Source organism: Frigidibacter albus (assembly GCF_009908165.1).
Lineage (GTDB): Bacteria > Pseudomonadota > Alphaproteobacteria > Rhodobacterales > Rhodobacteraceae > Frigidibacter > Frigidibacter albus.
The window spans coordinates 89,142-110,978 of record NZ_JAAAUC010000011.1; the positions used below are offsets into that span (position 1 = coordinate 89,142).

Genomic DNA, 21,837 nt, shown 5'->3' on the forward strand with positions numbered 1-21,837 from the left:
GATGGGCCTGCTTGACACATATCACGGCAAGCGCGATTTCGCGCAGACGCCCGAGCCTGCCGATGCGGGCCAGTCCAGCGCCACCGCCCTGCGCTATTCGATGCAGAAGCACGATGCGACCCGCCTGCATTGGGACCTGCGGCTGGAATGGCAAGGCGTGCTGCTCAGCTGGGCCGTGACACGCGGCCCCTCGGCCGACCCCGCCGACAAGCGGCTGGCGGTCAGGACCGAAGACCATCCGCTCAGCTACCTGACCTTCGAGGGCGTGATCCCGAAGGGGAACTACGGCGCGGGCACGGTGATGCTGTGGGATGTCGGCCACTGGCAGCCCTTCCACGATGTCGCGGACGGGCTCGCCGAGGGACACCTGCATTTCGCGCTGCACGGGCGCAGGAACACCGGCAACTGGTCTCTGGTACGGATGAAGGGCAAGCGCGCGGGCGACAAGGGGCGCGAGAACTGGCTGATGGTTAAGGACCGGGATGCGGCTGCCATCGAGAGCCAGCTGGTGGAGCGGCACCTGACCAGCGTCGCCACCGGCCGCGACCTGCCCGGGATCACGAAGGATGGCCCCGCCATCCCCTTCGGCCCGGCGCGCAAGGCCGCGATGCCGCGCTTCCGCGCGCCGCAACTGGCCACCGCGGTGAAGGGCCTGCCCGAGGGCGAGGCCTGGCTGCATGAGGTCAAGCATGACGGCTACCGCGCGCAAATCGCCATCGGGCGCGGCGGCGTGCGGATCTACACCCGCAGCGGGCTGGACTGGTCGGACAGGTTCGCGCCGCTGCTTCCTCCGATGGCCGAGCTTCCCGCCGAGACCGCGCTGATCGATGGCGAGATCGTGGCGGGCGCGGGGTTGCAGGGCTTTGCAACCTTGCAGGCGGCGATCAAGGAGGGCGGGCCGTTCGTGTTCTACGCCTTCGACCTGCTGCACCTGAACGGCACCGACCTTGCGCCGCTGCCGCAGGCAGAGCGGCGGGCTGCACTGGAAGGGTTACTGGAGGACGTCCCGGCCCGCGGCCTCGTGCAGCTCTCCCCCGCCATCGAGGGCGATGCGGCGCCGGTGCTGGAGGCGATCTGCGCGGCCGGGGGCGAGGGGATCATCTCCAAGCTCGCCAACGCCCCGTGGCGCGGGGGGCGCTCCAGCGCGTGGCTGAAGGTGAAGTGCAGCCGCCGGGCGGAGTTCGTGATCTGCGGCTGGCAACCCAGCGACAAGCGCGGGCGGGCGTTTTCCTCCTTGCTGCTGGCGACGCGCGAGGGCGGCGGGCTGGTCTACCGCGGCAAGGTCGGCACCGGCTTCGACGATGCCGCGCAGCAGGATATCGCGGAGCTTTTGGCCGCGCTGGCCCGTGCCAGATCGCCGCTCGAAAAGGCTCCGGCCGAGACGCGCGGGGCCAAGTGGGTCGCGCCCAAGCTGGTGGCAGAGGTGGTCTATGCCGAGATCACCCCCGAAGGCCGCCTGCGCCATGCGCGGTTCATCGCGCTGCGCGAGGACAAACCGGCGAAGGAGGTGCAGATGGAAACCGAAATGCCCTCGGGCGACCGCACCCTTGTGCGCGGTATCGGGATCAGCAGCCCGGACCGGGTGATCTTTCCGAAACCCAAGACCACCAAGCTCGACCTCGCCCGCTATTACGACGCGATGGCGGACCGCATCCTGCCGACGCTGGCGGATCGGCCCGCGTCCTTGCTGCGCCTGCCAAGCGGGTTGGAGGGCGAGCGGTTCTTCCAGAAGCACGCCGGCAAGGGCTTCCCGAAGGCGATCCGCAGCCTGCCCATCGAGGAGAAGGATGGCGGGACCGAGGAGTATATCTACCTGTCGGATGCCGAGGGGCTGGTGGGTGCAGCGCAGATGGGCACGGTGGAGTTCCACCCCTGGGGCGCGCGGCGCGACCGGCTCGACCGGCCCGAACGGCTGGTCTTCGACCTGGACCCCGATGAGGGGCTCGGATTTGCCGCCGTGCGCCGCGGGGCGTTCGATCTGCGGGACAAGCTGGAGGATCTGGGGCTTGGCTCCTGGCCGATGGTGTCGGGCGGAAAGGGGGTACATGTGATCGTGCCGCTGCGCCGCACCGCCGGCTGGGACACGGTGAAGCTGTTCGCGCAGCTGTTCGCCACGCTGCTGGCGACGGGCCAGCCGGACCGCTACACCGCGACGATGGCGAAGGCGGCGCGCAAGGGGCGGATCTTCATCGACTGGCTCCGCAACGAGCGCGGCGCGACGGCGATTGCGCCCTTCTCGGTCCGCGCCCGCCCCGGCGCGCCGGTGGCGGTGCCGGTCAGCTGGGATGAGCTGGCCAAGCTGCGCCGCGCCGATGGCTTCGGCATGAAGGCGGCGCAGGACCGGTCATGGTCCGACCTGACCCTGCCCGCCGATGCCACGCTGGGGGAGCCGGTGCTGGCCCGGCTCGAGGCGCTGCGCGGCAAGCAGGGCTGAGGATTACTGCGCGTCTTTCCAGGCCTGATAGCGCGCCTTGGTCCCCTCGTTCATCGGGTAGAGGCCGGGCAGGGGCACGCCGCGGTCCACTTCCGTCATGATCCAGGCCTCCATCTGCTCCTGCTCCGGCGCCTCGGCCAGAACCGCGTCCAGATAGGCGGCGGGGATCAGCACCGCGCCATCCTCATCCACCACCACCACATCGCCGGGGAACACCGCGACGCCGCCGCAGGCGATGGGCTCCTGCCAGCCGACGAAGGTGAGGCCTGCGACCGAGGGCGGCGCAGCGATGCCGTCGCACCAGACCGGCAGGCCGGTTCCCAGCACACCCACCGCGTCGCGCATCACCCCGTCCGTCACCAGCGCGGCCACGCCCCGCTTTGCCATCCGGGCGCAGAGGATGTCGCCGAAGATCCCCGCATCCAGCACGCCCATCGCATCGGCGACCGCGATGCATCCCTCGGGCATCGCCTCGATGGCGGCGCGGGTGGAGATCGGCGAGGCCCAACTGGCGGGGGTCGCCAGATCCTCACGCGCCGGGACAAAGCGCAGGGTGAAGGCCTCGCCCACCACCCGCGGCTGGCCCGGGCGGATCGGTTTCGTGCCGCGCATCCAGACGTTGCGCAGGCCCTTCTTCAGCAGCACGGTGGTGAGCGTGGCGGTGGAGACGCCCTTGAGGATCTCCACGGTCTTGGGGTCGAGTGCCATCTGGGGGCTCCTTCTTGGATTACACGACTTCGACGCGCAGCGACGCGAGCCCATCCACCCGCGCCTCCATCACGTCGCCGCGCTGCACGGCGCCGACACCGGCGGGGGTGCCAGTCAGGATCACGTCGCCGGGCGCGAGGGTGAAGAGCCGCGAGAGATGCGCAATGATGCCCGCCACCGGCCAGATCATGTCGGCCAGCGGGGCCTGCTGCCGCCGCGTGCCGTTCACGTCGAGGGTGATCGCGGCGCCGTCCAGATGGCCGACGGCTTGCACGGGGCTGAGGGGGCCGATGGGGGCGGAGTGCTCGGCGGCCTTCGCAGCCTCCCACGGGCGGCCGGCCTTCTTGGCCTGCGCCTGCAGGTCGCGGCGGGTCATGTCGAGCGCTGCGGCATAGCCGAAGACGCAGTCGAGCGCGGTTTCGGCCGGGATACTGTCGCCGCCGGTGTGGAGGGCGACGGCCAGCTCCACCTCGAAATGCAGGTCGGTCGTGAGGCTGGGGTAGGGGAATCGCCCATCGGTCAACAGGTTGTCCGGGTTCTTCTGGAAGAAGAATGGCGGTTCGGCATTCGGGTCACCGCCCATCTCGCGGGTGTGTTCGGCGTAGTTGCGGCCGACGCAATAGACGCGGCGGACGGGGAACAGGAGGTCGCTGCCGGCGACCGGCAGCGCCACTGGCGCGGCAGGCGCGAAGATGTAGGGGGTGTTGGCCATGGCGGGACTCCGGCGGGCAAATCGGTTGAGGGCCAGTTGCGGGGAAGGGCGGGGGGGAGTCAACCGGGTGGGAGGAAACTGATGTTTCAGTTCAAGCTACGGCCGACCTCCTTCCCTTGCCCGGAACAAGGCGCTTCAGCGCCGCCGGGCAGCGCCCGTCCGCCCCCTCGGGCGGGCGCTACTCCACCGTTCCGCGCAGAACAACGGGGGAGGTGAGCCGCACCATAAAGCGCCTAGAACCACCGTCGCTCGCCCACCCGGCGGACGAGCGCTGCCCTCTGGCAGTGCGGGTTAGTGCGCCGAAACACCGTCGCGTCTTGCCCGCGCCCCGCCAATCGCTATTCTGCGGCACAAGTTACGCGCGCGCCGCGCGCCCAGCCAAGGAACGGACCGGCAGATGACCATCGACGCCCCGGAAACACAGATCGTCACCACCTGGAAGGTCGCCTGCGACGGCGGCGAGGGCGCGCTGGGGCATCCGCGCGTCTGGCTGACGATTCCCTATGAGACCGGCTATGTCGAATGCGGCTATTGCGACAAGAAGTTCGTGATCGACCGCGAACATGCCCATCACGACGACCATTAGGGCGCCCGCAAGCGATTGAATGCCGGGCCCGTCTTGTGCGATGACGGGTGCCCGCGCCGCGGGGCGCAGACAAGCATGGAGGCACCGCGATGACGTTCAGCAAAGGGTGCCACCTGCACCTGATCGACGGGTCGGCCTTCATCTTCCGGGCCTATCACGCGCTGCCGCCGCTGACGCGCAAGTCCGACGGCATACCGGTCGGCGCCGTGGCGGGGTTCTGCAACATGCTGTTCCGCTATGTCGCCAACAACAGCGGCGCCGATGCGGCGACCCATGTGGCGGTGATCTTCGACTATTCGTCGAAGACCTTCCGCAACGAGATCTATGACCAGTACAAGGCCAACCGCCCCGACCTGCCCGAGGACCTGAAGCCGCAATTCCCGCTGACGCGCGAGGCGACGCGGGCCTTCAACATCGCCTGCATCGAGACCGACGGCTATGAGGCCGATGACATCATCGCCTCCTATGCCTGCCGGGCGCGCGAGGCGGGGGGGCGGGTGACCATCATCTCTTCCGACAAGGACCTGATGCAGCTGGTCGGCGACGGGGTCGAGATGCTGGACCCGATGAAGAACAAGCGCATCGGCCGCGAGGAGGTGCTTGAGAAGTTCGGCGTTTATCCTGAACGGGTGGTGGATGTGCAGGCGCTGGCCGGCGACAGCGTCGACAACGTGCCCGGCGCGCCCGGCATCGGCATCAAGACCGCGGCGCTGCTGATCAACGAATTCGGCGATCTGGAAACCCTGCTGGCGCGGGCGAGCGAGATCCCGCAGCCCAAGCGCCGGCAGGTGCTGCTGGACCATTCCGAACAGATCCGCATGTCCAAGCGGCTGGTCGAGCTGGATTGCGACACCCCGCTGACCGAGACGCTGGAGGAGTTGGAGATCCAGCCCTCGGACCCCGAAAAGCTGATGACCTTCCTGAACCTTATGGAGTTCCGCACCCTGACCAAGCGGGTGGCCGACAGCCTTGGCGTCGCCCCGCCGGTGCCGGTGGAGCCTGTGGCGACGCCGCCGCATCCGGATGAGGCGGCGACGACCCCGCCCGAGCCCGAACGGCTGCCCTTCGACCATGCCGGGTATGAATGGATCCGCGACGAGGCCACACTCGCCCGCTGGATCGACGCGATCTATGCCCGTGGCCATGTCGCCGTCGATACCGAGACCACCGCGCTCGATGAGATGCGCGCCGATCTGGTCGGCATCTCGCTGTGCATCGAGCCGGGGAAGGCCGCCTATCTGCCGATCTGCCACCGGGAGGGCGGGGGCGATCTCTTCGCATCGGACAAGCTGTGCGACGGGCAGATGCCGGCCGAGCAGGCGCTGAGGATGCTGAAGCCGGTGCTGGAGGATCCCTCGATCCTCAAGATCGGCCACAACATGAAATACGATGCCAAGATCTTCGCCCGCCAGCGCGGCGAGGGCTATGCGCAGGGTATCACCGTCGCGCCTTACGATGACACGATGCTGATGTCCTATGCCATGCATTCGGGCATGCACAACCATGGCATGGACGAGCTGGCCGACCGCTACCTCGGCCATACCCCGATCCCGATCAAGTCGCTGCTGGGGTCGGGCAAGGGGGCCACCACCTTCGACCGGGTGCCGATCGACGAGGCGGTGAAATACGCCGCCGAGGATGCGGATGTGACCCTGCGCCTGTGGCAGCTGTTCAAGCCGAAGCTGCATCAGGTGCAGGTGACGACCGTCTATGAAACGCTGGAACGCCCGCTGGTGGCCGTGCTGGCGCGCATGGAAATGGCGGGCGTGCTGGTGGACCGTGACACGCTTTCCCGCATGTCCAACGCCTTCGCGCAGAAGATGGCGGGGCTGGAGGCGGAAATTCACGAGCTTGCGGGCGGGCCGTTCAACGTGGGCTCCCCCAAGCAACTGGGCGAGATCCTGTTCGACCGGCTGGAGCTGCCCGGCGGCGTGAAGGGCAAGACCGGCGCCTATGCCACCGGGGCCGATGTGCTGGAGGATCTGGCGGCCGAGGGCGCGGTGCTGCCCGCGCGGGTGCTGGACTGGCGGCAGCTGTCCAAGCTGAAATCCACCTATACCGATGCGCTGCAGACCCATATCCACCCGGACACGGGGCGCGTCCACACCTCCTATTCCATCACCGGGGCCAATACGGGGCGCATCGCCTCGACCGATCCGAACCTGCAGAACATTCCGGTGAGGACCGAGGAAGGCCGCCGCATCCGCGAGGCATTCGTGGCCGCGCCCGGCAACCGGCTGGTCAGCCTCGACTACAGCCAGATCGAGCTGCGGATTCTGGCGCATGTGGCGGATATCCCGGCGCTGAAGGAGGCGTTCCGCGAGGGGATCGACATCCACGCGATGACCGCCAGCCAGATGTTCAACGTACCGCTGGAGGGGATGGACCCCTCGGTACGCCGACAGGCCAAGGCGATCAACTTCGGGGTGATCTATGGCATCTCCGGCTTTGGCCTTGCCCGCAACCTGCGCATTCCGCGGGCTGAGGCGCAGGCCTTCATCGACACCTATTTCGCGCGCTTCCCCGGCATCCGCGAATACATGGACGCGACGGTGGCCTATGCCAAGGAACATGGGTTCGTGCAGACCCTGTTCGGCCGCAAGATCCACACGCCCGAGATCAACTCGCGCGGGCCGACTGCAGGCTTCGCCCGCCGTGCCGCGATCAACGCGCCGATACAAGGGGCTGCGGCCGACATCATCCGCCGCGCGATGATAAGGATGCCCGCCGCCATCGAGGGGCTGCCGGCCAAGATGCTGCTGCAGGTGCATGACGAATTGCTGTTCGAGGTGGCCGAGGATGCGGTGGACACACTGATCACCCGCGCCCGCGAGGTGATGGAGGGCGCGGCCGATCCGGCGGTGTGGCTCGACGTGCCGCTGGTGGTGGATGCCGGGCACGGGATGAACTGGGCCGAGGCGCATTAGGGGGGCGTCGGCGGGGGATCGCGGGAGGGACGCAACTCGACTGCCTGTCTTTGCCCGGAACAAGGCGCCTTGGCGCCGCCGGGCAGCGCCCGTCCGCCCCCTCGGGCGGGCGCTCCTCAACGCCGGTGCCTAGAACGACGGTGGGAGGTGCCGCACCATAAAGTGCCTAGAACCAGCGTCGCAGCGCCCACCCGGCGGACGGGCGCTGCCCTCCGACTGTGTTGTTAACCGACCTGCGCACCTGACAGGCCCCCCACCGCGACCCTGCGCCGCTTGACCTTCCCGCCCGCCCGGCAGAGGCTGCGCGCGCAGGACCGGAGCGCCCCCATGCCGCATGACCATTCCCATCACCGCCATTCCCACGACCATGGCCACAGCCAACTCTCCGCCGATGCCGGCGACCGCAAGGTCGCTGCCGCCGTCGCGGTCAACCTGCTGCTGACGGTGGCGCAGATCGCGGGCGGCGTCGTCTCCGGCTCTGTCGCCCTCATCGCCGATGCCGTCCACAACCTGTCCGACGCGGTATCGCTGATCATCGCCTTTGCCGCCCGCCGCGTGGCGCGCCGCCCTGCCGATGACGCGATGACCTTCGGCTATGCCCGCATCGAGGTGGTGGCGGCGCTGATCAACTACACCACACTGATCATGATCTCGCTGTGGCTGGGCTACGAGGCGGTGATGCGGATGCTCGATCCGCAGCCGGTTCTGGGCTGGATCGTGGTGATCCTGGCAGGCGTGGCGCTGGTGATCGACGTCGCCACCGCGGCGCTGACCTGGCGGCTGTCGAAGGACAGTGTCAACATCCGCGCCGCATTCCTGCACAATCTGGCCGATGCGGGCTCGTCGGTGGCGGTGATGATCGGCGGCACGCTGATCCTGCTGTACGACTGGTGGCTGGTCGATCCGATCATCACGCTGGGGATCTCGGCCTATATCCTGTGGCATGTGCTGTCGGATATCGCCCCGGTGCTGCGGATCCTGATGCTGGGCGCGCCGCCCGGCCTGCTGCAGGCCGAGATTGCCGCCGCCATCGCCGCCGAGGACGGGGTGGAGGAGGTGCATCACCTGCATCTGTGGCAGATCGACGAGCGGCGCACATCGGTCGAGGCGCATCTGGTGGTTGCCGAAGGCCGCGACTTTGCCGAGGTGGTGGCGCGCGTGAAGGCGATGCTGCGCGCGAAGTTCGGGCTGGCCCATGCGACGCTGGAGGCCGAGACGCGGCTTTCGGGTTGCGCAGGCGGCTGCGCCCCCGCCTAAGCCCGCGCGGCGGCGAGCCAGCCAAGCCCCTCGGCGGTGCTGGCCTCTGGCGTATATTCGGCGCTGACCCAACCGGCATAGCCCGACCCGTCCAGCGCCGCGAAGAACCCTGGCCAATCCACCGCGCCGCCCGTGGGCTCATGCCGGCCCGGCACCCCGGCGATCTGCACATGCACGGCGCGGGGGCCGTAAGCCTCCCACGCGGCGGCAACATCCTCGGTGAGGATCTGCGCGTGATAGGCGTCGAATTGCAGGCCGAGGTTCGGTGCGCCGACCTCATCCAGAATCTCCGCCGCCAACGCGAAATCGTTCAGGAAATAGCCCGGCATGTCGCCCTCGTTCAGCGGCTCGATCGTCAGGCTGGCCTGCGGCGCCCGTTCGCAGGCCCATCGCAGGTTGCGCAGATAGGTCGCCCGCGCCACCGCGCCCTGCGCCCGCCCCGCCATCACGTGGATATGCAGCGGCTTCAGCACGCCCGCATAGCGCAGGCAGCGGTCGAAATCGCTGCGAAAGCGCGCCTCGGACCCCGGGACCGCCGCAAAGCCGCGCTCGCCCCCCGCCCAGTTTGGCGGCGGGGTGTTTTGCAGCACGAAGGTCAGATCATGCCGGATCAGCTGCGCCCGCATCTCCTGCGCGGCGAAGTCATAGGGGAACAGCACCTCGACCGCGTCGAAGCCCGCCTCCTTGGCTGCCGCGAACCGCTCCATGAAGGGCAGCTCGGTGAACAGGAAGGTCAGGTTCGCGGCAAAGCGGGGCATTAGCCGTCCCCCAGCTCCGCCGAGGGGATCAGCTTGAAGAACACCCCGCCCGACCACAGGCCGAACCAGCGTGTGCCGCCCTGATCCGCGTGCTCGCCAAGCTCCACCAGCCGGTAGAAGGTCTTGCGGTCGATCAGCGCCTCGAGGTTGGCGCGCACCAGCACATAGGGCGAGGGCTCGCCGGTTTCCGCGTCCCGCTCTACCCTTATCGGATGGTCCGGCCCGGCGGTGACGCTGTCGCCGACATGGGTGGTAAAGGTCAGATCCTGCGCGCGGCCCTCCCCCGAAACCTCGGCATCGACGGCGACGAAGGGCGCATCCTCGACCCTGATCCCGACCTTTTCCACGGGGGTGACCAGAAAATAGGCATCCCCATCCTTGCGCAGGATCGACGAGAACAGCTTGACCAGCGCCGGCCGGCCGATGGGAGTGCCCAGGTAGAACCATGTCCCGTCCCGGCGGATTTCCATGTCGAGATCGCCGCAGAACGGCGGATTCCACAGGTGAACCGGCGGCGGACCCTTCTTGCCGGCGCCTTTCGCCGCGGCTGCCAGCCCTTCTGCGGTTGGTCCGGATGCTGCGCTTGCGTTCACTTCTGTGTCAGGTCTTTTTGCCATTGGTGCCTGCCCGGCTATTTGCGGTAAGGTCAGACTATGACCCATCAAGGAGGCGATGTCATGACCGGGCTTTCCGATGCCGAGGGCGCTGAACTGATCGCCGAGATCGAACAGCTGGCGGAACGCCTGGCCGAGGCGCGTGCCTCGGTGGACCGCCGCTTCATCGGCCAGGACAAGGTGGTGGAGCTGGTGCTGACCGCGCTGCTGTGCGGTGGCCACGGGCTGCTGGTTGGCCTGCCGGGCCTTGGCAAGACCATGCTGGTGGATACGCTGTCCACCGTGATGGGCCTCAAGTCCAGCCGCATCCAGTTCACGCCCGACCTGATGCCGGCCGATATTCTGGGGTCGGAGGTGCTCGACACCGCCGCCGATGGCACCCGCGCTTTCCGGTTCATCGAGGGGCCGGTGTTCTGCCAGCTGCTGATGGCGGATGAGATCAACCGCGCCAGCCCGCGGACCCAGTCGGCGCTGCTGCAGGCGATGCAAGAGAAAGAGGTGACCGTGGCCGGCATCCACCGCCCGCTTGGCCGCCCGTTCCATGTGCTGGCCACCCAGAACCCCATCGAGCAAGAGGGCACCTATCCGCTGCCCGAGGCGCAGCTGGACCGGTTCCTGGTGCAGATCGACGTGGACTATCCCGACCGCGCGACCGAGCGCGACATCCTGCTGGCGACCACCGGCACCGAGACCGCCGAGGTCCATCAGGTGTTCGACGCCGACAGCCTGATCGCCGCGCAGCAGACGGTGCGGCGGATGCCGGTCGGCGAAAGCGTGGTCGAGATGATCCTTGATCTGGTGCGCGCCTGCCGTCCCGGCGAGGCCGAGGCGGGCGAGAGGGTCAAGGCCGCCGTCGCTTGGGGCCCGGGCCCCCGCGCGGCGCAGGCGCTGATGCTGGGTGTTCGGGCGCGCGCGCTGCTGAACGGCCGGCTTGCGCCGGGGGTCGAGGATGTGGCGGCGTTGGCCCGCCCTGTCATGAGCCACCGCATGGCGCTGTCCTTCGCGGCCCGTGCCCGCGGCGAGGATCTGGGCCGGCTGATCGACGGCGTGACCGAGACGGTGACCCGGATCGAGGCGGCGGCGTGAGCGCAGCCGCGCCTCAACACGCATCCGCGGGCCTGCGCCGCCGCGCCGAGGAGATGTCGCATATCCTGCCGCCGCTGCTGGCCGCGGCGCGGCAGCTTGCGGCGACGGTGCAGCTTGGCGCGCATGGCCGCCGGCGGGCGGGGCTTGGCGATGAGTTCTGGCAATACCGCGCCGCGCATCAGGGGGATGAGGCGCGGATGATCGACTGGCGCCGCTCGGCCCGCGCCGATGCGCATTTCGTGCGCGAACGCGAATGGCAGGCGGCGCAATCGGTGCATCTGTGGGTCGATGACGCCCGGTCTATGGAATTCACCGGCGACGACAGCCGCCCGGTCAAGGCCGACCGCGCCCGCCTTCTGGCGCTGGCGCTGGCGGTGCTGCTGATCCGCTCTGGCGAGCGCGTTGGCCTTTCCGATCCGGCAACCCCGCCCCGCGCGGGTGAGGTGCAGCTGATGCGGCTGGCGGCGCGGCTGACCGCCCCGGCAGGCGAGGCCGATTATGGCGCGCCTGAAGGCCGCGCGATGCAGCCCCATGCCCGCGCGGTGTTCATCTCCGACTTCATGGGCGACCCGGTCGCCGTGGAAACCGCGCTGACCGAGGCCGCCGACCGCGGCGTGACTGGCGCGTTGCTGCAGGTGCTGGACCCGGTGGAGGAGGCCTTCCCCTATCAGGGCCGCACGATCTTCGAGAGCATGGGCGGGATGCTGGCCCATGAAACCCGCAAGGCCGGCGATCTGCGGGATCGGTATCTGGAGCGGCTGGCCGAGCGCAAGGACCGGCTGGCGACGCTCGCCGCGCGCACTGGCTGGCAATATTCCTGCCATCACACCGGCGACCCGGCCCCCGGCGCGCTGCTGTGGCTGTTTCACGCGATGGAGCGGCTGGCCTGATGCTGATCCTTGGCCCCATCGGATTTGCTGCGCCCTGGCTGCTGCTGGGGCTGGTCGCGCTGCCGCTGCTGTGGATCTTGCTGCGCGCCGTACCGCCCGCGCCGATCCGGCGGCGCTTTCCGGGCGTGGCGCTGCTGCTGGGGCTGACGGATGCCGAGCAGGTGACGGACCGCACCCCGTGGTGGCTGCTGCTGCTGCGGATGCTGGCGGTGGCCGCCGCGATCCTCGGATTTGCCGGGCCGGTGCTGAACCCCGCCGCGCCGACGGGTGGCAGCGGGCCGCTGCTGATCGTCGCCGATGCCAGCTGGGCCTCGGCCCGCGACTGGTCGCGCACCGAGGCGCGGATCGAGACGGCGCTGGATGCGGCGGAGTCCGATGGCCGCCCGGTGGCGCTGGTGAATCTGTCGATGCCCGACGCCGATGTTCCGGTCTTCCAATCCGCCGGCGATGCCGCCCCGCGCGTCGGCAGCCTCTCCCCCCGCGCCTGGGAGCCCTCGGCCGAGGCGATGGCGGCGCTTGCCGCCGCGCTGCCCGAGGGTGGGTTCGACACGCTCTGGCTGTCGGACGGGCTGGACCGTGAGGGGCGCGAGGCTCTGCTGGACGCCATGCAGGACCGCGGCAGCGTGACGGTGCAGCAAAGTCCCCGCGTCATCCGGGCGCTGGCCCCGGCGACCTATGCCGATGGCGCGCTGCTGGTGCCGGTGGTGCGCATCGCTACTGCCACCGAGGCGCAGGCCGAGGTTGCCGCCATGGGCCTCGACCCGCTTGGCATCCCGCGCGAACTGGCGCGCGAGGCCGTGACCCTGCCCGCGGGCGAGGCGCGGGCCGAGGCGGTGTTCGACCTGCCGCCGGAACTGCGCAACCGCATCACCCGGTTCGAGATCGTCGGCGAGTCGACGGCTGGATCGGTTTCCCTCGCCGGAGACTCCCTGCGCCGGCGCGAGATTGCGCTGATCGACGGCGGCGGCGCATCGCGCGAGGGGCTGGAGCTGCTGGCCCCGACCCACTACCTGCAACAGGCGCTGGAGCCCTCGGCCGACCTGATCGGCGGCACGCTGGCCGATATCCTGCTGGCCGATCCCGATGCGATCATCATGGCCGATGTGGCGCGGGTGACGGAGACCGAATCCGATGCGCTGCAGGACTGGATCAGCGATGGCGGCCTGCTGATCCGCTTTGCCGGCCCGCGGCTGGCGGCCAGCGAAGAGGGCCGCAACGTCATGGACCCGCTGCTGCCGGTGCGGCTGCGCGCCGGGGGCCGCAGCGTCGGCGGTGCGATGAGCTGGGGCGAGCCCAAGGCCCTGCAACCCTTCCCGGAAAGCTCGCCCTTCCATGGGCTCGCTCTGCCCGGCGACGTGACGGTGCGCGCGCAGGTGATGGCCGAACCCGACCCGCAGTTGACCGAAAACACCATCGCCGCGCTGGAGGATGGCACGCCGCTGGTTACGGCCCGCACATCGGGGCAGGGGCAGGTGATCCTGTTCCACGTCACCGCCAATGCCGAATGGTCGTCCCTGCCGCTGTCGGGCCTCTTCGTGCAGATGATGGAGCGGCTGGCGCTGGCCACCCGCCCCGCCGCGCCCGAAGCGGCAGAGCTGGAGGGCACGACCTGGGTGGCCGAACGCACGTTGGACGCCTTCGGCGCGCTGCAGGAGGCGGGCGACCTGGCCGGCATCCCGGGCGAGAGGATGGCCGAGCCGGTGCCGGCGGTCGACCTGCCGCCCGGTATCTACGCCTCGGGCGACCGGCGGCTGGCGGTGAACGCGGTGGCGGCGGACAGGGTGCTTACGCCTGCTGCATGGCCTGCGGGCGTGGCGGTCGAGGGCGGCGCTGCGCGGGCGGAACTGCCGTTGCAGGGCCCGCTGCTGGCCGTGGCGCTGGCGCTGCTGCTGGTCGACCTGATCGCCTCGCTGGCGCTGGCGGGCCGGCTGTCGCGGATGCGGCGCGGCGGGGCTGCGGTCTCTGTCGCGCTGGCGCTGCTGCTGATCGCGCCGCAGGGCCTGCGCGCGCAGGAAACGGCGGACACGCTCGCCCTCCGTGCCTCCTCGGAAGTGGTGCTTGGCCATGTGATGACCGGCGATGCGCAGATCGACCGGGTGGCGGCAGCGGGGCTGAAGGGGTTGGGGCAGGTGCTTTACCAGCGCACCTCGGTGGAACCCGGCGCGCCGATGGCGGTGAACCTGGAAACCGACGATCTGGCGGTGTTCTCGTTCCTCTACTGGCCCGTCACCGCCGACCAGCCTGCACCTTCGCCCGAAACCTACCTGAAGCTCAACCGCTTCCTGCGCACCGGCGGAATGATCCTGTTCGACACCCGCGATGCCGATGTGGCCGGCTTCGGCGCCGCCAGCCCGGCGGGCCGCAAGCTGCAGGCGCTGGCCGCGCCGCTGGACGTGCCGCCGCTGGAGCCGATCCCTGAGGATCATGTGCTGACCCGCACCTTCTACCTGCTGCAGGACTTTCCCGGCCGTTACCAAGGCCGCGGCATCTGGGTCGAGGCCTCGGCCGCGGGCGCCGAACAGGCAGAGGGGATGCCGTTCCGCAACCTCAACGATGGCGTGACGCCAGTGGTCATTGGCGGCAATGACTGGGCCGCCGCCTGGGCGGTGGATGACCGGGGCCTGCCGATGTTCCCTGTCGGGCGCGGGTTCGCCGGGGAGCGGCAGCGCGAGATCGCCTATCGCTTCGGCGTCAATCTGGTGATGCATGTGCTGACCGGAAACTACAAATCCGATCAGGTGCATGTGCCGGCGCTGCTGGAAAGGCTGGGGCAATAATGGTGCAGCGGATCGTGTTCGACGCGCTTCTGCCCTGGCCGCTGATCTGGGCGGCTGCGGTGCTTGCCGCGCTGATGGTGGCACTGGCGCTGTGGCGCGGGCTGCCCGGCTGGTGGCTGCGCGGGCTTGCCGCCGTGGCGCTGCTGGCCGCTCTGGCCGGCCCGGCGCTGGAGACGGAGGACCGCCAGCCGCTGTCGGACATCGTGCTGATGGTGGTGGATGGCAGCGCCAGCCAGTCGCTGCCCGGCCGCGCCGAGCAGACCGCCGCCGCCGTCGCGCGGGTCGAGGCGGAGGTTGCCGCCCTGCCCAACACCGAGCTGCGCCGCATCGACGTGGGTGACGGCGCCGAGGATGCCGGCACCCTGCTGATGACCGCCCTTTCGGCCGCGCTGGCCGAGGAACCGCGCGCCCGGGTTGCGGGCGCGATCCTGATTTCCGACGGGCAGGCGCATGACCTTGCCGCCGCGCCCGACATGCCCGCCCCCCTGACCCTGCTGCAGACCGGCCGCGCCGCCGACTGGGACCGGCGCCTCGTGGTCCGCACCGCCCCCGCCTTCGGCATCATCGGCGAGCCGCTGTCGGTCGTGGTGCGTATCGAGGAGATGGGCGCCATGCCCGCGGGGGAGGCGGGGCGCGATGTCGATGTGACGCTGGCCATCGATGGCGGCGAGCCCGAAGCCTACCAGGTGCCGGTCAACACCGATCTTGAACTGGCGCTAACGCTGGAGCATGGCGGCCAGAACGTCGTGCAATTCGACCTGGCCGCGTCCGAGGGCGAGCTGACCACGCGCAACAATGCCGCCGTGGTGCAGATCAACGGCGTGCGCGACCGGCTGCGGGTGCTGCTGGTGTCGGGAGAGCCCCATGCTGGCGAGCGCACCTGGCGCAACCTGCTGAAATCCGATGCCTCGGTCGACCTCGTGCATTTCACCATCCTGCGCCCGCCCGAAAAGCAGGACGGGGTGCCGGTCACCGAACTGTCGCTGATCGCCTTCCCGACGCAGGAGCTGTTTGTCGAAAAGATCGACGAGTTCGACCTGATCATCTTCGACCGCTACAGCCAGCGCGGGATCCTGCCGCCGAGCTATTTCGACAACATCCGCGATTATGTGACCAATGGCGGCGCGGTGCTGGTCAGCGCGGGCCCGGAATTTGCCAGCGTCGAAAGCGTCTATCACTCCTCGCTGGCCGAAATCCTGCCCGCCCGCCCCACCGCGCGGGTGCTGGAGCGCGGCTTCCTGCCAACCGTGTCGGAACTTGGCCAGCGCCATCCGGTGACCGAGGGGCTGGACGAGTTCACGCCGGAGGGTGCGGACGCTCCCGAACGCGCCGAGGGCGAACCCGCCTGGGGCCGCTGGATGCGGATGGTGGATCTTGAGGACACCACCGGCGAGACGGTGATGGAGGGCGCCGACGGCCGCCCGCTGCTGGTGCTCGACCGCGCCGGCGAGGGGCGGATCGCGCTCTTGGCCTCGGACCACGCCTGGCTCTGGTCGCGCGGCTATGAGGGCGGCGGGCCGCAACTGGAGCTGCTGCGCCGGCTCGCGCATTGGATGATGAAGGAGCCCGAGTTGGAGGAAGAGGCGCTGACCGTCACCGCCGAAGGGCAGGACATGACGATCACCCGCCGCACCCTCGGCACTGGCCCGCGCGAGGTGACGATCACCCATCCCGACGGGACCGAGACGGTGCTGCCGATGCGCGAGCTGTCCCCCGGCCGCCACATCGCCGAGTTCGCTGCGCCGGAGATCGGCCTCTACCGGATGCAGGAGGGCGACCAGGAACGGGTCTTCGCCGTCGGCCCCTCGGCCCCGCGCGAGTTCGAATCCACCATCGCCTCGGCCGAGCCGCTGACGCCCGCGATGGCGCCGGTCAACGGCGGCGCGGTGCGGCTGGAAGAGGGGATGCCCGACATCCGCACCGTGCGCGAGGGCCGCCCCGCCGCGGGCCGTGGCTGGATCGGCATCACCCCGCGCGAGGCCCATGCGACGGTGGGCCTCAGCGTCGCGCCCTTGCTGCCGGCCTGGGTATTCCTGCTGCTGGCATCCGGCCTGATCCTCGGCGCCTGGCTGCGCGAGGGGCGGCGCTAGCCTTCCGTTCCCGGCAGGTGCCGCATCATCACCATCCGCGATTGCGAGGCGAATTCGCGCCGCCACAGCACATAGATCGTGGCGGTGGCCGAGATCAGCAGCGGCACCGACCCCAGCAGCCAGGGCAGCGCGCCGAGCGAGAAGTAGACCGACCGCAGCCCCGCGTTGAAATTCTTGGCGGCCTGGATGTTGACCTCTGCCGCCTGCGCCGCGCGGGGTAGGGCGGCCGGATGCTCGGGATCGTTCGGCACTGCCGCCATCAGGATCGCACAATAGCCGAACAGCCGGTGCGCCCAGACGAATTTCAGGAAGGCATCGACCACGAACAGCAAGATCACCAGGATCTTGATCTCCCACACCCCGGCCGGGGCCTCGGCCTGCGCCAGATCGCGGGCCAGCCCCGACAGCTGGTCGGCATTGCCGATCAGGGCAATGCCGCCGCCGATCGACAGCATCGTCGCCGACACGAAGAAGGTGGTGCCCTGCCGCAGGCTGCCGATGATGTTGCCATCGAAGATGCGCGGGCTGCGGGTCACGAACTCCACCATCCACGCCTTGCGGAAGTCGCGCATCAGCACCGAGACCGAGGGCTTGCCTGCCGGCGGACGCTCGATCACGCGCCCGACCACCCACCAGCCCACAAAGAGCCAGAGAAGCGCGACGGCATCGAGCGGGCCGAAATGGAACAGGTGGTTCAGGATCATCCGTGCAGCGTAGCGGGCGAGGGATCGCTTGCCAAATGCCAAAATTGGTCATATTACCTTACCGCATCGCCAGCCATGCCACCGGAGGATTCCCCCCGTGCAGATGCCCGCCCCAGATGCCCGCACCCTTGGCCGCAAACCCGTCATCGTCGCGCGGCTGCGCGAGGTCTTGCCCGCCGATGCGGTGATCGACGATCCGGTGGAGCTGCGCGCCTATGAATGCGATGCGCTGGCCGCCTATCGCTGCCCACCGCTCGCCGCCATCCTGCCGCGCAGCACCGCCGAGGTCGCCGCCGCGCTGAAGGTCTGCCTCGCCGAGGGCGTCAAGGTGGTGCCGCGCGGGGCAGGGACCAGCCTTGCGGGCGGCGCGATGCCGTCAGAGGACAGCGTGATCCTTGGCATCGCGCGGATGACCCGGGTGCTGGAGGTGGACTATGCCGACCGCATCATCCGGGTCGAGGCGGGGCGCACCAACCTCTCGGTGACCGGGGCGATCGAATCCGATGGCTTCTTCTACGCCCCCGACCCTTCCAGCCAGCTTGCCTGCGCCATCGCGGGGAACATCGCCATGAACTCCGGCGGGGCGCATTGCCTGAAATACGGGGTCACGACCAACAACCTGCTGGGCGTCACGCTGGTGACAATGGCGGGCGAGGTGCTGGAGATCGGCGGCGCGCATCTCGATGCGCCGGGGCTGGACCTTCTGGGGGTGATCTGCGGATCGGAAGGCCAACTTGGCGTGGTGACGGAGGCGACCCTGCGCATCCTCGCCAAGCCCGAGGGCGCCCTGCCGGTGCTGATCGGGTTCGACTCCTCGGAAGTGGCGGGCGCTTGCGTCGCCGACATCATCCGCGCCGGGGTTCTGCCCGTCGCCATCGAGTTCATGGACCGCCCCTGCATCCGCGCCACCGAGGATTTCGCCCATGCCGGCTATCCCGATTGCGAGGCGCTGCTGATCATCGAGGTCGAGGGCTCCCCCGCCGAGATTGACGAGCAGCTGGGCCTGATCCGCACGATTGCCGAGCGGCACTCGCCCGTAGAGTTCCGCGAAAGCCGGTCCGAGGAGGAATCCAAGCGCATCTGGCTGGGCCGCAAGTCGGCCTTCGGCGCCATGGGGCAGATCAACGATTACATGTGCCTTGACGGCACCATCCCGGTGTCGGCCCTGCCCCGGGTGCTGCGCCGCATCGGCGAGCTGTCCGCCGAATACGGGCTGGAAGTGGCCAATGTCTTCCATGCCGGCGACGGCAACATGCATCCGCTGATCCTCTACCACGCCAACACGCCCGGCCAGCTGGAGCTGTGCGAGAAGCTGGGCGCCGAGATCCTGACGCTGTGCGTCGAGGTCGGCGGTTGCCTGACCGGCGAGCATGGCGTGGGCATCGAGAAGCGCGACCTGATGACCGTGCAGTTCACCCCCGCGGATCTGGAGGCGCAGATGCGCGTCAAGGATGTGTTCGACCCGGCCTGGCTGCTGAACCCGGCCAAGGTGTTCCCGCTGGCGGCCAGCGCCGGCCGCCGCGGCAACTGACAGGAGACCGGCGTGCGCCCCACAACCGAAGACGATCTGGCGGCCCTTGTGCGCGGCGCCACAGGCCCCTTGCGCGTGCAGGGCGGCGGCACGCGCGGCCCCTTGGCCGAGGGTGATGTGCTGGAAACCGCCGGCCTGAGCGGCATCGTGCTCTACGAACCCGCCGCGCTGACGCTGGTGGTCCGCGCCGGCACCCCGCTGGCCGAGGTTCAGGCGGCCCTTGCCGCCGAAGACCAGCGCCTGCCGTTCGAGCCGGGGGAGATGGGCGGACTGCTGGGCCGCCCCGGCGACTCCACCATCGGCGGCGTGGTCGCCACCAACGCCTCCGGCCCGCGCCGGGTGCAGGCGGGCGCCTGCCGTGACAGCCTGATCGGGGTGCGCTTTGTCGATGGCCGTGGCACGGTCATCAAGAACGGCGGCCGGGTGATGAAGAACGTCACCGGCTATGACCTCGTCAAGCTGCTGGCCGGCAGCCACGGCACCCTTGGCGTGCTGACCGAGGTCGCGTTCAAACTGCAACCCATCCCGCCCGCCACCGCCACGCTGATCCTGCCGGGCCTGACGCCGGCCCGCGCCGTGGCGGCGATGTCGGCCGCGCTCGGCTCGCCCTTCGACGTGACCGGCGCCGCGCATCTGCCGGGCACCGGCACCCTGATCCGGCTGGAGGGACTGGCCGCCTCCATCGCCTACCGGGTGGACCGGCTTCTGGTGGCGCTGGCGCCCTTCGGGCAGGCGGTGGTCGAACGTGATCCCGCCGCCGCTGCCGCCCTGTGGCAGCAGGTCCGCGACGCCGCGCCCTTCCACGGGCGCGAGGGCGATGTGTGGCGCATTTCGGTGCGCCCTTCCGATGGCCCCGAAGTCGCGGCCCGGCTGGGGGGCGAGGTGGTGATGGACTGGGGCGGCGGGCTGATCTGGGCCCTCTACCCCGCAGGTATGGACGCACGCGCGCAGCTGGCGGGGATTGCTGGCCATGCGACCCGTGTGCGCGGCGCCTCCGCCAACGTGCCCGCCGCAGCGCCCGAACCTGCCCCCGTAGCGGCCCTGACGGCCGCCCTGCGCGCGCAGTTCGACCCGCGCGGGATCCTGAACGGGGAAGCAAGCCAATGATGGTGGGTATCTATCTGGGCCTGCCAGCGGCGGTCTTCCTCGCGCTCGCCGCGATCCCCATGCGCCGGACGCTCATTGGCTTCGGAGTGGCGCTGCTGGCGCTCGCAGCCCTCTGGTGGGTGGCGAAGGATGACACCACCGAATACGGCAGCGCCCTGGCGATCATGCTGACCATCGCGTTCATCGCAGCGGCGCTGGCGCAGGGCATCCGCCGCCTGCTGCCCACGGGCCGCCCGGTCTGGGTCTATCCGCTGCTGGTGATCGCGGTGCTGGCGGGCGCCGCCATGCCCGCCAAGACAATGCTGGGATTGTGAGGGGCTGATGCAGACGAATTTCACGCCAGAGCAGCTGCAAGACCCCGGCATCGCCCGGGCCAACGAAATCCTGCGGGCCTGCGTGCATTGCGGGTTCTGCACCGCGACCTGCCCCACCTATCAGGTGCTGGGGGATGAGCTCGACAGCCCCCGCGGCCGCATCTACCTGATCAAGGAGATGCTGGAATCCGGCCGCCCCGCCGATGAAAAGACCGTCAAGCATATCGACCGCTGCCTGTCCTGCCTTGCCTGCATGACCACCTGCCCCTCGGGCGTGCATTACATGCATCTGGTGGACCATGCCCGCGCCCATATCGAGGCGACCTACAAGCGCCCGTTGATGGACCGGATGCTGCGCCGGGTGCTGGCCGCCGTCATCCCCTATCCGGGCCGCTTCCGCCTTGCGCTGCTGGGGGCCAAGATGGCCCGGCCTTTCGCGCGGCTGCTGCCCGACGCAAGGCTGCGCGCGATGGTGGCGATGGCGCCCAGACAGGTGCCCCCGGTCAGCCGCAACGACGATCCGCAGACCTTCCCGGCCACGGGCGCGCGCAAGATGCGCGTCGCGCTGCTGACCGGCTGCGCGCAGAAGGCGCTGAACACCGACATCAATGACGCCACCATCCGCCTGCTGCGGCGGCTGGGATGTGAGGTGGTGGTGGCCCGCGGCATGGGCTGCTGCGGGGCGCTGACCCATCACATGGGCCGGGTCGATGACAGCCACCACCAGGCCGCGGCGAACATCCATGCCTGGATGGGCGAGAAGGCGGCGGGCGGGCTCGATGCCATCGTGATCAACACCAGCGGCTGCGGAACCACGGTCAAGGATTACGGCCACATGTTCCGCAATGACCCCCTGGCGGCGCAGGCGGCCGAGGTCTCGAAGCTGGCTTGCGACATTTCCGAATTGCTGGTGCGGGTCGGGCTCCCCGCGGGCGCGCCGCAGGGGATGCGCGTCGCCTATCACGCCGCCTGTTCGCTGCAGCACGGCCAGCAGGTCAAGACCGCGCCCAAGGATCTGCTGAAGGCGGCGGGGTTCGAGGTGGTGGAACCGGCGGACAGCCATCTGTGCTGCGGCTCGGCCGGCACCTACAACCTGCTGCAGCCCGAAATTTCGGGCGAGCTGCAGCGCCGCAAGGTGCAGACGCTGGAGGCGAAGGCGCCCGACGTGATCGCGGCGGGGAATATCGGCTGCATGATGCAGATCGGCTCGGCCACCGGCATCCCGGTCGTGCATACGGTCGAGCTGCTGGACTGGGCGACAGGGGGACCACGGCCGCGCGCGCTGGCGTAAGCTGGCTGGGGGCTGGCGGCAGAGTGGCGATGCTGGCGCGAGGGCTGGCGT

Annotated in this window: 17 protein-coding genes; 12 read left to right on the forward strand and 5 right to left on the reverse strand. The window is 69.6% G+C overall.

Annotation, left to right across the window (positions count from 1 at the left end):
• Position 1: 1 nt before the first annotated feature.
• Entirely contained in the window at positions 2-2,434 is a 2,433-nt protein-coding gene (ligD, locus tag GVY41_RS16330; protein WP_161348193.1) for a DNA ligase D, read from the forward strand.
• 3 nt (positions 2,435-2,437) lie between these two features.
• Here the strand turns inward: ligD and GVY41_RS16335 are convergent, their stop codons facing one another.
• Both GVY41_RS16335 and GVY41_RS16340 read right to left on the reverse strand, forming a co-directional pair.
• Complete coding sequence (locus GVY41_RS16335; RefSeq protein WP_161348192.1) at positions 2,438-3,142, reverse strand: ribonuclease activity regulator RraA; 705 nt, start codon at positions 3,140-3,142, stop codon at positions 2,438-2,440.
• A 19-nt stretch (positions 3,143-3,161) separates the two neighbouring features.
• Entirely contained in the window at positions 3,162-3,854 is a 693-nt protein-coding gene (locus GVY41_RS16340) for a fumarylacetoacetate hydrolase family protein (RefSeq protein ID WP_161348191.1), read from the reverse strand.
• A 397-nt stretch (positions 3,855-4,251) separates the two neighbouring features.
• Here GVY41_RS16340 and GVY41_RS16345 point away from each other — a divergent pair, with 397 nt between their 5' ends.
• The 3 genes from GVY41_RS16345 (at position 4,252) to GVY41_RS16355 (ending at position 8,624) form a co-directional block, all read left to right on the forward strand.
• The gene (locus GVY41_RS16345; protein ID WP_161348190.1) at positions 4,252-4,440 is read left to right on the forward strand and encodes a zinc-finger domain-containing protein; all 189 of its coding nucleotides are present in this window, start codon (positions 4,252-4,254) and stop codon (positions 4,438-4,440) included.
• Positions 4,441-4,529: 89 nt separating this feature from the next.
• Positions 4,530-7,367 carry a DNA polymerase I gene (gene polA / locus GVY41_RS16350; RefSeq protein WP_161348189.1) on the forward strand — a complete coding sequence of 946 codons (2,838 nt, stop codon included), beginning with the start codon at positions 4,530-4,532 and terminating at the stop codon, positions 7,365-7,367.
• A gap of 327 nt (positions 7,368-7,694) precedes the next feature.
• The gene (locus tag GVY41_RS16355; RefSeq protein ID WP_161348188.1) at positions 7,695-8,624 is read left to right on the forward strand and encodes a cation diffusion facilitator family transporter; all 930 of its coding nucleotides are present in this window, start codon (positions 7,695-7,697) and stop codon (positions 8,622-8,624) included.
• On the opposite strand, the gene GVY41_RS16360 is transcribed toward GVY41_RS16355, so the two are convergent.
• Complete coding sequence (locus GVY41_RS16360; RefSeq protein WP_161348187.1) at positions 8,621-9,382, reverse strand: hydroxypyruvate isomerase family protein; 762 nt, start codon at positions 9,380-9,382, stop codon at positions 8,621-8,623. The two genes, GVY41_RS16355 and GVY41_RS16360, sit on opposite strands and share 4 nt — an antisense overlap.
• The gene (locus tag GVY41_RS16365; protein WP_161348186.1) at positions 9,382-9,999 is read right to left on the reverse strand and encodes a DUF1285 domain-containing protein; all 618 of its coding nucleotides are present in this window, start codon (positions 9,997-9,999) and stop codon (positions 9,382-9,384) included. The genes GVY41_RS16360 and GVY41_RS16365 overlap by 1 nt, the downstream gene beginning before the upstream one ends.
• Before the next feature lie 60 nt (positions 10,000-10,059).
• On the opposite strand from GVY41_RS16365, the gene GVY41_RS16370 reads away from it, so the two are divergent.
• The 4 genes from GVY41_RS16370 to GVY41_RS16385 are packed head-to-tail and all read left to right on the forward strand — an operon-like array spanning position 10,060 to position 16,839.
• Positions 10,060-11,082, forward strand: a complete 1,023-nt coding sequence (locus tag GVY41_RS16370) for an AAA family ATPase (RefSeq protein WP_161348185.1) — start codon at positions 10,060-10,062, stop codon at positions 11,080-11,082.
• Between the two features lie 53 nt (positions 11,083-11,135).
• Positions 11,136-11,972 (forward strand): DUF58 domain-containing protein, encoded by an 837-nt coding sequence (locus tag GVY41_RS16375; protein WP_161348184.1) that lies wholly within the window; start codon positions 11,136-11,138, stop codon positions 11,970-11,972.
• Positions 11,972-14,749, forward strand: a complete 2,778-nt coding sequence (locus tag GVY41_RS16380; RefSeq protein ID WP_161348183.1) for a DUF4159 domain-containing protein — start codon at positions 11,972-11,974, stop codon at positions 14,747-14,749. Before GVY41_RS16375 ends, GVY41_RS16380 begins: the two co-directional genes overlap by 1 nt.
• Positions 14,749-16,839, forward strand: a complete 2,091-nt coding sequence (locus GVY41_RS16385; RefSeq protein ID WP_161348182.1) for a hypothetical protein — start codon at positions 14,749-14,751, stop codon at positions 16,837-16,839. The genes GVY41_RS16380 and GVY41_RS16385 overlap by 1 nt, the downstream gene beginning before the upstream one ends.
• Here the strand turns inward: GVY41_RS16385 and GVY41_RS16390 are convergent.
• Positions 16,836-17,543: a DUF599 domain-containing protein gene (locus GVY41_RS16390; protein WP_161348181.1), complete on the reverse strand. Its 708-nt coding sequence runs from the start codon at positions 17,541-17,543 to the stop codon at positions 16,836-16,838. The genes GVY41_RS16385 and GVY41_RS16390 overlap by 4 nt on opposite strands.
• A gap of 97 nt (positions 17,544-17,640) precedes the next feature.
• On the opposite strand from GVY41_RS16390, the gene GVY41_RS16395 reads away from it, so the two are divergent.
• The 4 genes from GVY41_RS16395 to glcF are packed head-to-tail and all read left to right on the forward strand — an operon-like array spanning position 17,641 to position 21,786.
• Entirely contained in the window at positions 17,641-19,074 is a 1,434-nt protein-coding gene (locus GVY41_RS16395; protein WP_161348180.1) for an FAD-linked oxidase C-terminal domain-containing protein, read from the forward strand.
• A gap of 12 nt (positions 19,075-19,086) precedes the next feature.
• Positions 19,087-20,181 (forward strand): FAD-binding protein, encoded by a 1,095-nt coding sequence (locus GVY41_RS16400; protein WP_161348179.1) that lies wholly within the window; start codon positions 19,087-19,089, stop codon positions 20,179-20,181.
• On the forward strand, positions 20,178-20,495 hold the full coding sequence (locus GVY41_RS16405; RefSeq protein ID WP_161348178.1) for a hypothetical protein: 318 nt from the start codon (positions 20,178-20,180) through the stop codon (positions 20,493-20,495). Before GVY41_RS16400 ends, GVY41_RS16405 begins: the two co-directional genes overlap by 4 nt.
• Positions 20,496-20,502: 7 nt before the next feature.
• Complete coding sequence (gene glcF / locus GVY41_RS16410; RefSeq protein ID WP_161348177.1) at positions 20,503-21,786, forward strand: glycolate oxidase subunit GlcF; 1,284 nt, start codon at positions 20,503-20,505, stop codon at positions 21,784-21,786.
• The last annotated feature ends 51 nt before the right edge of the window (positions 21,787-21,837 follow it).

Coding starts and splice junctions, on each gene's coding strand:
- GVY41_RS16380 (WP_161348183.1), top strand. CDS start 11,972: ATGCTGATCCTTGGCCCCATCGGATTTGCTGCGCCCTGGCTGCTGCTG.
- GVY41_RS16370 (WP_161348185.1), top strand. CDS start 10,060: ATGACCGGGCTTTCCGATGCCGAGGGCGCTGAACTGATCGCCGAGATC.
- GVY41_RS16360 (WP_161348187.1), bottom strand. CDS start 9,382: ATGCCCCGCTTTGCCGCGAACCTGACCTTCCTGTTCACCGAGCTGCCC.
- GVY41_RS16345 (WP_161348190.1), top strand. CDS start 4,252: ATGACCATCGACGCCCCGGAAACACAGATCGTCACCACCTGGAAGGTC.
- GVY41_RS16385 (WP_161348182.1), top strand. CDS start 14,749: ATGGTGCAGCGGATCGTGTTCGACGCGCTTCTGCCCTGGCCGCTGATC.
- GVY41_RS16375 (WP_161348184.1), top strand. CDS start 11,136: ATGTCGCATATCCTGCCGCCGCTGCTGGCCGCGGCGCGGCAGCTTGCG.
- GVY41_RS16365 (WP_161348186.1), bottom strand. CDS start 9,999: ATGGCAAAAAGACCTGACACAGAAGTGAACGCAAGCGCAGCATCCGGA.
- polA (WP_161348189.1), top strand. CDS start 4,530: ATGACGTTCAGCAAAGGGTGCCACCTGCACCTGATCGACGGGTCGGCC.
- glcF (WP_161348177.1), top strand. CDS start 20,503: ATGCAGACGAATTTCACGCCAGAGCAGCTGCAAGACCCCGGCATCGCC.
- GVY41_RS16340 (WP_161348191.1), bottom strand. CDS start 3,854: ATGGCCAACACCCCCTACATCTTCGCGCCTGCCGCGCCAGTGGCGCTG.
- GVY41_RS16355 (WP_161348188.1), top strand. CDS start 7,695: ATGCCGCATGACCATTCCCATCACCGCCATTCCCACGACCATGGCCAC.
- GVY41_RS16335 (WP_161348192.1), bottom strand. CDS start 3,142: ATGGCACTCGACCCCAAGACCGTGGAGATCCTCAAGGGCGTCTCCACC.
- GVY41_RS16405 (WP_161348178.1), top strand. CDS start 20,178: ATGATGGTGGGTATCTATCTGGGCCTGCCAGCGGCGGTCTTCCTCGCG.
- GVY41_RS16390 (WP_161348181.1), bottom strand. CDS start 17,543: ATGATCCTGAACCACCTGTTCCATTTCGGCCCGCTCGATGCCGTCGCG.
- ligD (WP_161348193.1), top strand. CDS start 2: ATGGGCCTGCTTGACACATATCACGGCAAGCGCGATTTCGCGCAGACG.